The sequence below is a fragment of the Reyranella sp. CPCC 100927 genome (assembly GCF_007859315.1).
Lineage (GTDB): Bacteria > Pseudomonadota > Alphaproteobacteria > Reyranellales > Reyranellaceae > Vineibacter.
Window position 1 is genome coordinate 11,847 of the sequence record NZ_VOHA01000024.1, and the last position, 12,843, is coordinate 24,689.

Annotated in this window: 13 protein-coding genes; 8 read left to right on the plus strand and 5 right to left on the minus strand. The window is 66.7% G+C overall.

Annotated elements, in window-relative coordinates:
* Positions 1-251: 251 nt before the first annotated feature.
* From FQU96_RS35160 to FQU96_RS35170, 3 genes are all read left to right on the plus strand, one after another.
* Complete coding sequence (locus FQU96_RS35160) at positions 252-1,820, plus strand: AMP-binding protein (RefSeq protein ID WP_146546081.1); 1,569 nt, start codon at positions 252-254, stop codon at positions 1,818-1,820.
* 53 nt (positions 1,821-1,873) lie between these two features.
* A complete protein-coding gene (locus FQU96_RS35165) occupies positions 1,874-3,019 on the plus strand; it encodes an FAD-dependent monooxygenase (RefSeq protein WP_146546082.1) in 1,146 nt (381 codons plus the stop codon).
* A gap of 119 nt (positions 3,020-3,138) precedes the next feature.
* Positions 3,139-3,531 carry a GFA family protein gene (locus tag FQU96_RS35170; RefSeq protein WP_146546083.1) on the plus strand — a complete coding sequence of 131 codons (393 nt, stop codon included), beginning with the start codon at positions 3,139-3,141 and terminating at the stop codon, positions 3,529-3,531.
* A 265-nt stretch (positions 3,532-3,796) separates the two neighbouring features.
* Here FQU96_RS35170 and FQU96_RS35175 read toward each other — a convergent pair whose 3' ends face one another.
* A complete protein-coding gene (locus FQU96_RS35175) occupies positions 3,797-4,153 on the minus strand; it encodes a VOC family protein (protein ID WP_146546084.1) in 357 nt (118 codons plus the stop codon).
* 167 nt (positions 4,154-4,320) lie between these two features.
* On the opposite strand from FQU96_RS35175, the gene FQU96_RS35180 reads away from it, so the two are divergent.
* The 5 genes from FQU96_RS35180 to FQU96_RS35200 all read left to right on the plus strand — a co-directional run bounded on the left by FQU96_RS35180 (position 4,321) and on the right by FQU96_RS35200 (position 9,207).
* On the plus strand, positions 4,321-5,589 hold the full coding sequence (locus FQU96_RS35180) for an ABC transporter substrate-binding protein (protein WP_146546085.1): 1,269 nt from the start codon (positions 4,321-4,323) through the stop codon (positions 5,587-5,589).
* 141 nt (positions 5,590-5,730) lie between these two features.
* The gene (locus FQU96_RS35185; protein ID WP_146546086.1) at positions 5,731-6,447 is read left to right on the plus strand and encodes an ABC transporter ATP-binding protein; all 717 of its coding nucleotides are present in this window, start codon (positions 5,731-5,733) and stop codon (positions 6,445-6,447) included.
* A 7-nt stretch (positions 6,448-6,454) separates the two neighbouring features.
* Positions 6,455-7,174, plus strand: coding sequence for an ABC transporter ATP-binding protein (locus FQU96_RS35190; RefSeq protein ID WP_146546087.1), 720 nt, complete (start codon positions 6,455-6,457; stop codon positions 7,172-7,174).
* A gap of 5 nt (positions 7,175-7,179) precedes the next feature.
* A complete protein-coding gene (locus FQU96_RS35195) occupies positions 7,180-8,043 on the plus strand; it encodes a branched-chain amino acid ABC transporter permease (RefSeq protein WP_146546088.1) in 864 nt (287 codons plus the stop codon).
* Positions 8,044-8,184: 141 nt separating this feature from the next.
* The gene (locus tag FQU96_RS35200) at positions 8,185-9,207 is read left to right on the plus strand and encodes a branched-chain amino acid ABC transporter permease (RefSeq protein WP_255468741.1); all 1,023 of its coding nucleotides are present in this window, start codon (positions 8,185-8,187) and stop codon (positions 9,205-9,207) included.
* 182 nt (positions 9,208-9,389) lie between these two features.
* Here FQU96_RS35200 and pyrF read toward each other — a convergent pair whose 3' ends face one another.
* From pyrF to FQU96_RS35220, 4 genes are all read right to left on the minus strand, one after another.
* On the minus strand, positions 9,390-10,292 hold the full coding sequence (gene pyrF, locus FQU96_RS35205) for an orotidine-5'-phosphate decarboxylase (RefSeq protein WP_146546090.1): 903 nt from the start codon (positions 10,290-10,292) through the stop codon (positions 9,390-9,392).
* Between the two features lie 112 nt (positions 10,293-10,404).
* The gene (locus tag FQU96_RS35210) at positions 10,405-11,160 is read right to left on the minus strand and encodes an SDR family NAD(P)-dependent oxidoreductase (RefSeq protein WP_146546091.1); all 756 of its coding nucleotides are present in this window, start codon (positions 11,158-11,160) and stop codon (positions 10,405-10,407) included.
* Positions 11,161-11,347: 187 nt separating this feature from the next.
* Positions 11,348-11,869 (minus strand): VOC family protein, encoded by a 522-nt coding sequence (locus FQU96_RS35215; RefSeq protein WP_146546092.1) that lies wholly within the window; start codon positions 11,867-11,869, stop codon positions 11,348-11,350.
* A complete protein-coding gene (locus FQU96_RS35220; protein WP_146546093.1) occupies positions 11,866-12,837 on the minus strand; it encodes a tripartite tricarboxylate transporter substrate binding protein in 972 nt (323 codons plus the stop codon). Before FQU96_RS35220 ends, FQU96_RS35215 begins: the two co-directional genes overlap by 4 nt.
* Positions 12,838-12,843: the final 6 nt, after the last annotated feature.

Genomic DNA, 12,843 nt, shown 5'->3' on the forward strand with positions numbered 1-12,843 from the left:
CAACGCCTCCCGTGCGGCCCACGCGACGACAGTCGGCATCGGGCCACGATTGATTGTCGACGATCATAGAGATGGCTGTCCGCCGGCGCTCTTGGTCGCCCGCCAATCGATATCGGGAAAAGGACAACGGCTGCCGGGGCGTCGGATGTCCGGCCCGAGATACCGATTGGCCCGCAGCCGGGAGAGCCGCCGCCGGTCGCCTCGTATCATCCCGGTAAGAACGAAGCCACAGCCAGCGAGGTGCACCCGTCATGGTCAGCGATGCCGTTCACTTTCCCACGACCTACGCCGACATGATGGTCACCGGTCTCGACCGCTTTCCCGACCGCGTAGCCCTGATCGAAGACACCGAACGCCTGACCTATCGCGCGCTCAAGGCGCAGGTCAGTCGGACATGCCAGGCGCTGCAGGAGCTGGGCCTGCGCCGCGGCGATGGACTGGCACAGCTGTCGAACAACCGCATCGCCGCGGTGGTGACCCAGCTCGCCGCCTATGTGCTGGGCCTGCGTTACACGCCGCTGCACCCGCTGGGATCGCCGGATGACCATGCCTACATCCTGCAGGACGCCGGCATCGCGGCCTTCGTCTACGACCCGGCAGCCTTCGAGACGCACGTGCAGACGCTGCTCGCCCAGAGCGTTCGGCCGCGGCACATTCTGGCCCATGGGTCCAGCGCCATCGCGATGGACTTGGCGGCGGACGCCCGGTTACGGCCGCCGGCGGAACTGATCGTCCAGGCCGGGCCACACGATGTCGTCGCGCTGCTCTACACGGGCGGCACCAGCGGCCGGTCGAAGGGCGTGACACTGTCGAACCGCGCGATGATCATGAACGTGTTCCTGACATTGACCGAATGGGAGTGGCCGACGTCGATCCGGTTCCTCTGCAGCACGCCGATCACGCACGCGACCGGCTGCATGCTGGTACCGATCTTCCTGCGCGGTGGAACGATCGTGCTGCAATCCGGCTTTAATGCCGCCGACTTTCTGACCGCGATCGACACGCACCGGATCACCGCGACGTTTCTCGTGCCGACGATGATCTATGGGCTGATCGAAGAGCAGAAGCGCCAGCCGCGCACCGTGTCGAGCCTGGAGACCGTCATCTACGGCGGCGCCCCGATCTCGCCGGCCCGGCTCAAGGAAGCGATCGAGACGTTCGGTCCCGTCTTCCAGCAGATCTACTCCCAGTCGGAAGCCCCGAACTGCGCCACCGTGCTGCGCAAGAGCGAGCACGATCCGGTGAAGCCGGGGCGTCTGGCGTCCTGCGGCCGGCCGATGGCCGGCATCACCGTGGCCATCCTCGACGAGGATGGCCAGCCGGTGCCGCGTGGACAGGTCGGCGAGATCTGCTTTCGCGGACCATCCCTGATGGAGGGCTACTGGCAGAAATCGCAGGAGACGGCGGATGCGTTCAGCGGCGGCTGGCTGCATACCGGCGACCTCGCCCACCAGGACGACGAGGGCTTCTTCCACATCGTCGATCGCCGCAAGGACATGATCGTAACCGGTGGCTTCAACATCTATCCGCGGGAGATCGAAGACGTACTGACGGCGCATCCGGCCGTCGCCGCGGCGGCCGTGATCGGGATTCCCGACGACAAGTGGGGAGAAGCCGTCAAGGCCGTCGTGATCAGGCGCGCCGGCGCCACCGTCGCCGACCGCGACCTGATCGCTTTCGTCAAGGAGAAGAAGGGCTCGGTGGCGGCGCCGAAATCGGTCGATTTCGTGCCGCGGCTGCCGACGACGTCCCTGGGCAAGCCGGACAAAAAAGCGATCCGTGCCCGCTACTGGGGCGACCAGCAGCGGCAGGTCAACTGACCGAGTTCACGTGAGGCTGCGCAGGCGCCGCCGGACGCGCTATCCTGGCGGGCATGACGCACAGCGGGCTTAACATCGCCATCATTGGCGCTGGCATGGGCGGGCTGACCGCCGCGGCGGCATTACGCCGGGCCGGCATCACCGTGACGGTCTACGAGCAGGCCCGGCAGTTCACGCGGCTGGGCGCCGGCATCCAGATCGGCTGCAATGCCATGCATGTGCTGCGCAGGCTGGGGCTGGAGGCGCGGCTGCGCGCCCAGACGTTCTATCCGCGGTCGTGGAACAACCGCGACGGGCGGACCGGCGAGGGGCTGTTCGATATGATCTTCGGCGAGCAGGCCGAGGACAAGTACGGTGCGCCTTATCTGCTGGCCCATCGCGGCGATCTGCACGCGGCGCTGGCGAGCCTGGTGCCGGCCGACGACCTGAGGCTCAACCATCGCCTGGTCGGGCTGACGCCGCTGGCCAGCGGCCGTGTCCGGCTGGCCTTCGCCGACGGCGGCAGCGCCGAGGCTGATGCGGTGGTGGGCGCCGACGGCGTCAATTCTGTCGTGCGCCACGCGCTGTTCGGCGCCTCCGAGCCGCGCTTCGCGGGGCGTATCGCCTATCGCACGGTCTTCCCGGCGCAGCTTCTGCAGGGCGTGGCCATCGACGACTGCGTGAAGTGGTGGGGTGAGGATCGCCACATCGTCATGTATCCGGTGAAGCCGGATCGCAGCGAAGTCTATTTCGTCACCAGCCAGCCCGAGCCCGCATTCAGCGCCGAGTCGTGGTCGGCCGAGGGTGATGTCGACGTGCTGCGCGCGGCGTTCGACGGCTTCCATCCGATCGTGCGTGGTGTGCTGGCGGCCTGTCCGTCGGTGCACAAGCGCACCCTGGTCGATCGCGACCCGCTGCAACACTGGGGCGAGGGCACCGTCGTGCTGCTGGGCGATTCGTGCCATCCCATGACGCCCTACATGGCGCAAGGCGCCGCCATGGCGATCGAGGACGCCGCCATCCTGGCGCGCTGTCTGGAGGGGATCGAACGCGCAGGCATCGCCCCGGCGCTGGCGCGCTATGTGGCGACGCGCCAGGCGCGCACGGCGCAGGTGCAGCTGACGTCGCGCCAGAACCGCTGGGGCAAGGGCGCGACCGACACCGACTGGGTCTACAGCTACAACGCCTGGACTGCGCCGCTGGCACCCACGCCAGCCTAGAATGGCTTCCCGTCGAGTTGTCGCGAGGATCCGCGGTGCGTCGATCGCCCGCGGGCTTGACCGGGATGGGGAATGCTGCTCGGTGTCACAACGTCCGCCCGATTGAGAGGAGACGCAGCATGGAGCGATTCACCGGCGGTTGCCTGTGCGGCAATGTTCGACTTGTGGCGTCAGGACGCCCCTACCGGGTCGGCCTGTGTCACTGTCTCGATTGCCGCAAGCATCATGGGGCGCTTTTTCACGCCTCCGCGGCGTTTCCTCAGGACGCGGTGACGATCGAGGGCGAAGCACGGGATTACGCCGGGCGGTTCTTCTGTCCCCGCTGCGGTTCGCCCGTTTTCGGGCGTGGCGAGGGCGTCGTCTACGTTAACCTTGGGTGCCTCGATGCGCCCGACCAGCTGACGCCGACCTACGAACTGTGGACCGTCCGTCGCGAGGCTTGGTTGCCGCCGTTTCCGGACACGAAGCGATACGACCGCGATCGTGACGCCACGAGCCGCACCGAGCCGTAGATCGCACTTGGAGCGGTTCATCGATTTACGGAATCGGCCATGGCTGTCGTCCTGAGTGCAGCGAAGGACCTTGCGGTGGATCGCTCAAGGAGCGCTGGCTCTGATGAAGATCAGCGCCGGCGGTGTTGATACCAAGACCGCAAGATCCTTCGCTACGCTCAGGATGACGGGGGCAGCCGACTTGGCGTCTTCATCAATCGATGAGTGGCTCTCGTCAGGGTGCTGTCGGGGCTTTGCTGTCGCTTATGGTCTCGTATTTCAAGCGCTAGAGCGCCTGGCCGAAGGTGATCCAGAACCGGTTGAGGTCGCGGATGATGAATTCACGCATGCCGTACTCGACGTCGTGCAGATCCTCGACGATCTCGACATGCTCGCCCAACTGGCGCCGGACGGCTTCGACGTCGTTGACGTGAACATAGAGATCGACATCGCGGCGGAAGGCGGCGCGAGACCGTCCGCCGGCATTGAACATGATCTGGCTGGCACCGCAGGACAGCAGCGCCCAGTTCAGCACGCCGGCGTTCGCGTTCACCCGTTCCAGGACAAAGCCGATGGAGACGTACCACTGGGCTGCCTTGCGCACGTCGGGGACATGGATCATCGAGACAACGCTGCGAAACACGGCTTTCTCCGGAACTGGCGTTTGTGCTTGCGCCTTGGGTGGGCCGGCGGCTGCCGACCCGGTGTGGGTATACGGTATCGACAACAAACAAAAATATCGACATTGTTTGATTCCCATCGATAATAAGAGCCAAGCCGTCGTCGAGCGGCGCCATACGGGAGAAAACGATGCGCAAGACTGGAGCCGTCAAACGGCGTTCCGTCCTGAAAGGCATGGCTGCGGCCGCCGCCACAGCGCCGATGCCGCTGGGGGCTGCGTTTGCGGCGCCGCGGACCTTGAAAATCGGGCTGGTGGCGCCACAGACCGGACCGATCAGCCTGTTTTCGGAGCACATCCCCTTCGTCCTGGAGCAGGTGAAGCGGGCGACTGGCGGCAACCTCGATATCGGCGGCACCAAGCGGCCGTTCGAGATCGTGGTCAAGGACAGCCAGTCCAACCCCAATCGCGCGGCGGAGGTGGCGAGCGAGCTGATCCTGCGCGACAAGATCGACATCATGTGCGCCTTCGCCACGCCGGAGACGGTGAACCCGGTCTCCGACCAGTGCGAGCTCAACGGCGTGCCCTGCGTGTCCAACGATGCGCCGCTGGAACCCTGGTTCTTCGGCCGCCACGGCGATCCCAAGAAGGGCTTCGAGTGGACTTACAACTACTTCTTCTCGGCCGACGCCGTGATCCGCGCCATGTTGGCGCTGTGGAACAAGGTGCCGACCAACAAGAAGCTAGGCGTGCTGTGGCCCAACGATGACGACGGCAACGCGTTCTCCAAAGTCATGCCGCCGCCGATCAAGGAAGCTGGCTTCTCCATCATCGATCCCGGCCGTTTCGATCTGCCGGCCAACAACTTCGACGCCCAGATCGCGGCCTTCAAGGCGGCGGGCGCCGAAGGCGTGTTCACCGTCACGCCAGCTGCGGAATTCACGGTGTTCTGGAATGCCTGTGCCCAGCAGGGCTACAAGCCCAAGATCGTCACGCCGGGCAAGGTCGGCGAGTTCCCGCCCGGCGTCTATCCCTACGGCGATCGCGGCATCAACATCAGCATCGAGGTGTGGTGGTCGCGCCACCACCCGTTCTCCTCGGGCATGACCGGCCAGAGCTCGGCCGAACTGGCCGACGAGTACGAGAAGGCGAGCGGCCGGCAGGCGTCGATGGGACTGGGCTTCCGCCACGCCCTGTTCGAGACGGCGTTCGACACGCTGCGCCGCGCCAAGGACCTCGACAAGCGTGAGTCGATCCGCGATGCCCTGCGCGACATGGACTACAAGTCGATCGTCGGGCCGGTGAACTTCAAGAAGGGCCCGTTCCCCAACACCAGCCTTACGCCCGTCGTGGGCGGACAGTGGCGCAAGAGCGCGAAGTGGCCGCTGGAGCTGGTGATCGTCGATAACACGCTGGCCCCGATGGTGCCGCTCGGCGGACAGCCCGAGGCGATGAGCTGAGTGTTGATAGAACTTCCTCCCCAGCTTTGCTGGGGAGGTGCCCGAAGGGCGGAGGGGAGCTGACGTGGTCTCAATAATGCAAACCACGTCGGGTCCCCCTCCGGCCTTCGGCCACCTCCCCCACCTACGGTGGGGGAGTGTATGACCAACATCCTCGAGATCGCCGGCCTGGGGCGGCGGTTTGGTGGGCTGGCCGTGATCAACGACCTGGACCTCGCGGTGGATGACCGCGAGATCCTGGGCATCATCGGTCCCAACGGTGCCGGCAAGACCACGCTGTTCAACCTTGTGGCGGGTGTGCTGCTGCCGTCGGCGGGCTCGATCCGCTACCAGGGCCGCGAGATCTCGCGGCTGTCGACCTGGGACCGTTGCCGCCTGGGCATCGGCCGCACCTATCAGATCCCGCGGCCGTTCGTGCACATGAGCGTGTTCGAGAATGTCCTGACGGCGGCGGTGCATGGCGGCGGGCAGAGTATCGCGCAGGCGCGCACGCAGGCCGAAACCATGCTCGAACTCACCGGGCTGGCCCGCGATCACAACAGGCCGGCGGGTGCGCTCACCTTGCTGGACTTGAAGCGGCTAGAGCTGTGCCGGGCGCTCGCGATCGGACCGCGCCTGCTGCTGCTCGACGAGATCGCAGGCGGCCTGACCGACGCCGAGGTCGACACGCTGTTGGCCATCATTCAGCGCGTGCACGCGGCGGGCACGGCGATCGTGTGGATCGAGCATGTGATCCGCGCGCTGCGGCGCTCCTGCCATCGCATCGCCGTGCTGCACGACGGCGCCTTCATCGCCGTCGGTGCGCCGGAAGACGTCCTGAGCAATGCCCACGTCAAGACCATCTATCTCGGCGAGTAACGCGGCCATGGCATCGACCGCCGCACCGCCGCTGCTCACCATCGAAGGCTTGTCGGTCCACTATGCGCAGTTCCGCGCCCTGCACGGCATCGATATCGCGGTCGGTGTCGGCGAGATCGTGTCGATCATCGGTGCCAACGGCGCCGGCAAGTCATCGCTGCTGAAGGCCATCGTCGCGCAGGCCGGGCCGCGCGTCGAAGGCCGCATCGCGTTCGACGGCATCGACATCCGCGGTCGCGCCACGCCCGCCATCGTCGCCGGCGGCATCGCGCTGGTGCCCGAGGGGCGGCGGCTGTTCGCCAGCCTGACGGTGGAAGAGAACCTGATGATCGGCTGGCACATCGGCCGTCGCGGCGGCCTGGACCTGGCCGGCATCTTCGATCTCTTTCCGGCGCTGCGCGACAAACGGCACCAGCCGGCGGGCCAGCTGTCGGGCGGCCAGCAGCAGATGGTGGCGCTGGGACGCGCGTTGATGGCCGATCCGCGCCTGCTGCTGTGCGACGAGATCAGCCTCGGGCTGGCGCCCACCATCGTCAACGATCTCTACGAATTGCTGTTGTCGATCAACCGCCAGGGTATCGGCATCCTGCTGGTCGAGCAGGACATCCGTCGCTCGCTCGCCGTGGCGCATCGCTTCTATTGCCTGCTGGAAGGCCGCGTTTCGCTCGGCGGCCGGCCCGATGATTTCGACCGGGACACCATCACACGCCACTATTTCGGGTCGTGAGCCTCATGGTCGGCACCTACCTCAACCTCATCGTTCAGGGCGCGCTGCTGGGCGGCCTCTATGCGATCTTCGCACTGGGCTTGTCGCTGTCGGTGGGCGTGATGCGCTTCGTCAACATCGCGCACGGTGACTTCATCGTGCTGATGTCGTTCCTGCTGCTGGTGTTGAGTTCGGTGCTGAAGCTCAACGTGCTACTGGTCCTGCCGCTGGTGATCCCGCTGGCCTTCGCCGCCGGCTACGTGCTGCAGCGCCTGCTGCTGCAGCGCGTGATCGGTGACAATGCGCTGCTGCCGCTGCTGGTCACCTTCGGGCTGTCGATCATCGTGCAAAACGGACTGCTGCAAGGCGTCGGCGCCGATACCCGCACCCTGTCGGCCGGTGCGCTTGATGTCGCCAGTGTGCAGATCGGCGGCCTCAGTATCGGCGTGCTGCCGCTGCTGACCTTCGCCGTCGCGGTGGCGCTGGCATTCGGGCTCGACTGGCTGCTCTATCGATCGCGCCTGGGCGCCCATATCCGCGCCGTCACGCTCGACGTTGCGGCGGCCGACCTGATCGGCCTGTCGTCGGTGCGGGTCTATGCCATCGCCATGGGCATCGTCGGCATCACGGTGGCGATCGCGGCCTGCTTCATGGGACTGCGCATGAACTTCGACCCGACCAGCGGTCCCAGCCGCCTGCTGATCGCCTTCGAGGTGGTGGTGCTGGGCGGGCTGGGCAGCCTGCGCGGCTCGCTGCTGGGCGGCATCATCCTGGGCATCGCCCAGACGATCGGTGGCCAGATCGACGGTGCCTGGCAGACGCTGGCCGGCCATATCGTCTTCCTGACCATCTTCCTGCTGCGCCCGCAGGGCCTGCTGCCGCGATACTAGGGGGCCGTCGCATGGCGTGGATTCACCTCCTGGGAGCGCGGGCGTCCCGCCCGCATCTCCGGCGAAAGCTTAAGCTTTCGCCTCTGCGTGTAGCGCCGACGTATGAGCGGGCGAGACGCCCGCGCCCCCAGGAGAGACCAGGTGCAACACGTGCCCGCTAATCAGCCTCTCATCATTGCGGTGAGCCGGATCGTGCTGCTGGGCGGTGCGTTGGCGCTGATGGTGGCGCCGCGATTCCTCGACCCCGGCGGGCTCACCATGCTGACTGAGTTCCTGTGTCTGCTGGTGCTGGCGCTGATGTGGAACCTGCTGGCGGGTTATGCCGACATCGTGACGGTGGGGCAGCACGCGTTTGTCGGCATCGGTGCCTACGCCTTCTATGGCGCTGCCGTGCTGCTGCGGCTCGATCCGTACCTTGCCATCGCCGCCGCGGGCGTGGTGGCACTGATCATCGCGCTGCCGGCGATGCTGATCGTCTTTCGTCTGCGCGCCGCCTATCTCGCGGTCGGCACCTGGGTGGTGGCCGAGGTGCTGATGCTGGCGGCCGGCAAGCTGCCCAATTTCGGTTTCGGGTCCGGCGTCAGCCTGCCGGTGGCCGTGGCGCGCGAGTTCGGCGCCCGGCCGGCCGAGCGCTTCGCCACCATCTACTGGCTGGCGCTGGCATTGGCGATCGCCGCGTTCCTCAGCACGTGGCTGCTGCTGCGCTCGCGCGTTGGACTGGGCCTGACAGCGATGCGCGACAATGAGGAGGCGGCGGGCGCCATGGGCGTCAACCTGCTGCGCTCGCGCATCGTGTGCTTTCTGTGGACGGCACCGTTCCTCGGCCTGGCCGGTGCGATCATCACCCTGCAGAAGCTGCGCATCTCGCCGGCGGCATCGTTCAGCATCATCGACTGGACGGTGTTCGTGATCTTCATCGTGGTGATCGGCGGCATCGGCAGCCTCGAGGGGCCGATCCTGGGCACGATCCTGTTCTTCGTGCTGCGCGAGCACCTGGCCACGCTGGGCACCTGGCACCTGATCATTCTGGGCACGCTGTCGATCGTCGTCATCCTGATCGAGCCGCGCGGGCTGTGGGGATTGCTGCGCAAGGCCTTGGGCGGCGACGTCATCCCCGTCTCGCACGCCGCGCGCGCCGACTTCGGCAAGGCCGAGGCACCGTAGTGTCTGGCCGCTGTTGCTGCGTCTGGCTCCGCGATTCCTCTCGCATGGAGACGTGATTTTTTTGCGCGTCCTCACCCGCCCGGATGACGGCACCGGGCGTCGCATCGACGTAGTCTCTGTGGAGCATCGCGGCACGCGCTGCGCACCAGTGCCTGCCTGGCGCGACCGCGCCGGTGGCCTGGTCAGCCCACGCGCAAGGCGTCCTCGTCACTGCGCGCAACGATCGAGCGGAAAGCGACAACCCTGTCGAGCAGCAGCTGCCGGTAGGCCTTGATCGAGAGCGTGCGGTCATCGACCCGGGTGAGGCCGCGCGACACCGGCACCAGCAGGTCGCCGACCGTGTTGCCCCGCAAGACGCGGATGATGTTCGCATCGCCGCCTTGAGCGCCCAGGCCCGGTGCGAGAATGATGGCGTTGGGCAGCAGCCGGCGCAGACGGTTGGCCTCCTGCGGCGCCGTCGCGCCGATCACGGCACCGATCGGGCTGAGGCCCGGTGCCGTGGGATCTGGCGTGCCCAGCGTGGTGATCAGTTCGGCCAGCCGGTCGGCGATGGAACGGTTGCCGGCGATCCTGTCCTGTAGCCAGCCGGCGCTCGGGTTGGAGGTCCGGCACAGTACGAAGATGCCCTTGCCGTACTGACGGACGCAGTCCGTGAAGGGTTCTAGTGTGTCGGGCCCCAGCAGTGGATTGACGGTCAGGCAATCGGCCTCGAAGTCGCCGCTGCCGCCGGCGGCCTGCGGCGTGAGATAGGCGCGGGCGTAGGCGGCCGCCGTAGCGCCGATATCGCCGCGCTTGGCGTCGAGGATGACCCCCAAGCCGGCGGCCTTCGCGCGCTTGATGGCGGCGGATAGTGCCGTCAGGCCGGGCAGGCCGCAGGCCTCGAAATAAGCCGACTGGAATTTGACGAATCCGACCTGCCCTTCAAGGGTATCGAGGACGACATCGACGTAGCGCGCAATCCAGTTGTCCGTCCCGGCCTCGAACGCTGCCGGGATATCGGGCAGATGGGGGTCGATCCCCGCGACGAGTTCGCCGAACCGGGCGGCATTCGCCGCGACCAGGGCGCACCAGGTCCGATCCGACATCGCCTCTCTCCTCGTCTGCGCAGGCTGACCGCGGCAGGAGATAACGTGGATAGGGTGGCGAGACAAATGCCGATGAGCCGGGCCTGTGAACAGGTCTCGACGACAGCCGCGCCTAGTAGGTCGCCCGGCCGCCCGAGATGTCGAAGGTGGCGCCGGTCGAGAAGGAACAGGCCGGAGAGGCGAGCCACAAGGCGAGTTCGGCGACTTCCTCGGGCTGCACCATGCGCGCCATCGGCACATTGGCGAGCAGCCGCTGCCGATAGGCATCCGTCAGCGGGCCGAAAATCGCGGTTTCCGACGCCGACGGCGCGATGGCGTTGACCAGCACGCCGCGCTGCGCCAGCTCCTTGCCCATGGATTTGGTGAGTCCGATCACCGCCGCCTTCGAGGCGACATAGCCCGCGACATAGGGATTGCCATCCTTGCCGGCGATCGATGCGATGTTGACGATGCGGCCGTAGCCGGCGGCAACCATGTCCGGCACGGCCGCCTGGCAGCAGCGGAACGTGCCGTTGAGGTTGATGTCGAGCACGCGCTGCCATTCGTCTTCCGGATAGTCGGCGAAGGCGGCAGAGCGGCCCAGGATGCCGGCGCTGTTGATCAGGATCGCGGGAGTGCCCAACACCGCCTTGGTGGCCGCCCAGCCGGTGCGTACCGACACGGTATCGGTGACGTCGACCGTGATGGCGCACGCCGCATCGCCCAGCCGGGACGCCGCGCGCGTCGCGCCCTCGGTATCGCGATCCCACAGTGCCACGCGCACGCCCTCGGTGGCCAGCCGCTGGGCCATCGCCAGGCCCAGGCCGCTCGCCGCACCGGTGACGACGGCGACCTGGCCTGCGAGACGGGGCGCTTCGGGTAGGGACATGTGGTCTCCGTTATTGCGGGTGAAGCGGCGTACGTCAGTGACGCGCGGTTGCACGCTTTGCGGCTAGAAAGCTTCACCACGGAGGCACAGAGAGCACAGAGGATCACAGAGAAGAGGAAGGGCGCGCCTTGGCGCGCAGTCTTTTCATCCTCTGTGTCCTCTGTGCCTCGGTGGTGATGTCTTCCTCTCAGATCCGCCGGATCGGATCGCTGCCGTCCCAGCTTTCGGCTTCGCGGGCGATCTTGTCGAAGAACTTGCCTTTGTTGCCCGAGATCTCCGACAGCTCGATCACCGTGCCGGGTGGGCCGTCGCTCTCGAAGTAGAGGAAGCGGCCGCGGGCGCCGATCTGGCCGCGATGGCCGATGCGCCAACCGCGCGCCAGGCACGTCGCCAAGGTCGTATCGAAATCGGTGGTCCAGTAGGCGATGTGCTGCAGGCCCTCGTGGCCGGCCTGCAGGAAGTCGCGATACATCGAGGGTTCGTCGTTGCGCTGCTGGATCAGTTCGATCTGCAGCGGCCCGGAGTTGGCGAGTGCGATCGAAATGTCGGGTTGCGAGGGCTGGCCCTTGTACTCGAATGCCTCGATCGGCGGCTTCGCGATGTAGTACCACGGTCCGACGCCCATGACGTCGGACCAGTAGGCCATGGCTTTCTCGATGTCGTGCACGACGTAGCCGTTCTGGCGCACCGGACCCAGCACGCGGCTCATGGCCGGATCCCTGACTGGCGTGCGAGCTTGGTCAGCGCCGCCACGTCGCGGCCGGTCTGTGCCTTGAGTTCGGCGGGCGTGATCGTGGAGGGCGTCATGCCGAACTCGGTCCAGCGTTCCTTGATGTCGGGCAGCGCCAGCACCTTCATCAACTCGGCGTGCAGGCGATCGACGATCGGCTGCGGCGTCTTGGCCGGCGCCATCAGGTCATAGCGCCACACGAAGTCGAAATCGACGCCCTGCTCGACATAGCCCGGCACGTCGGGAAAGTTGATCGAGCGCCGCGCGCAGGACGCCAGCACCTTCACCTTGCCGGCCTTGGCCATCGGCACCACGGACTGAACATCGGCGAAGCCCAGCCGGATGTGGCCGGCAGCGACGTCATTCAGCACCGGCGCGGCCCCTTTGTAGGGTACGTGCGTCATCTGCACGCCGGTGGCGGCGCGCACCATCTCGGCGCACATGTGACCGGTCGAGCCGTTGCCCCAGGTGCCGTAGTTGAGTTCACCGGGCTTGGCCTTGGCGAGCGCGATCACGTCGCGCAAGGTCTTGGCCGGGAAATCGGGATGGCCGACCATCACGACCGAGGCCGAGCCGACATCGCCGACATGCTCGAAGCCGTTCACCGGATCGTAGGGCAGCTCGGGCAGCACGGCGGGATTGACCACGACGGTGCTGGCCGACCCCAGCACCAGGGTATAGCCATCCGGCGCTGCCCGGGCCGCCGTTTCCATCGCGATCACGCCGGATGCGCCGGGCTTGTTGTCGACGATGATGGTCTGGCTCAGCGCCGCGCCGAGCTTTTCGGCCAGCGCTCGCGCCACCAGATCGGTGCCGCCGCCGGCGGCAAACGGCACGATCAACCGGATGGGCTTGCTCGGCCAGCCACTGTCGTTGCCCTGGGCGAACGCGGGCGTCGCCCAGGCGATCGCCAGGGCAAACGCGGCCGTTCTGCGCGTGATCTTCATGTCTTC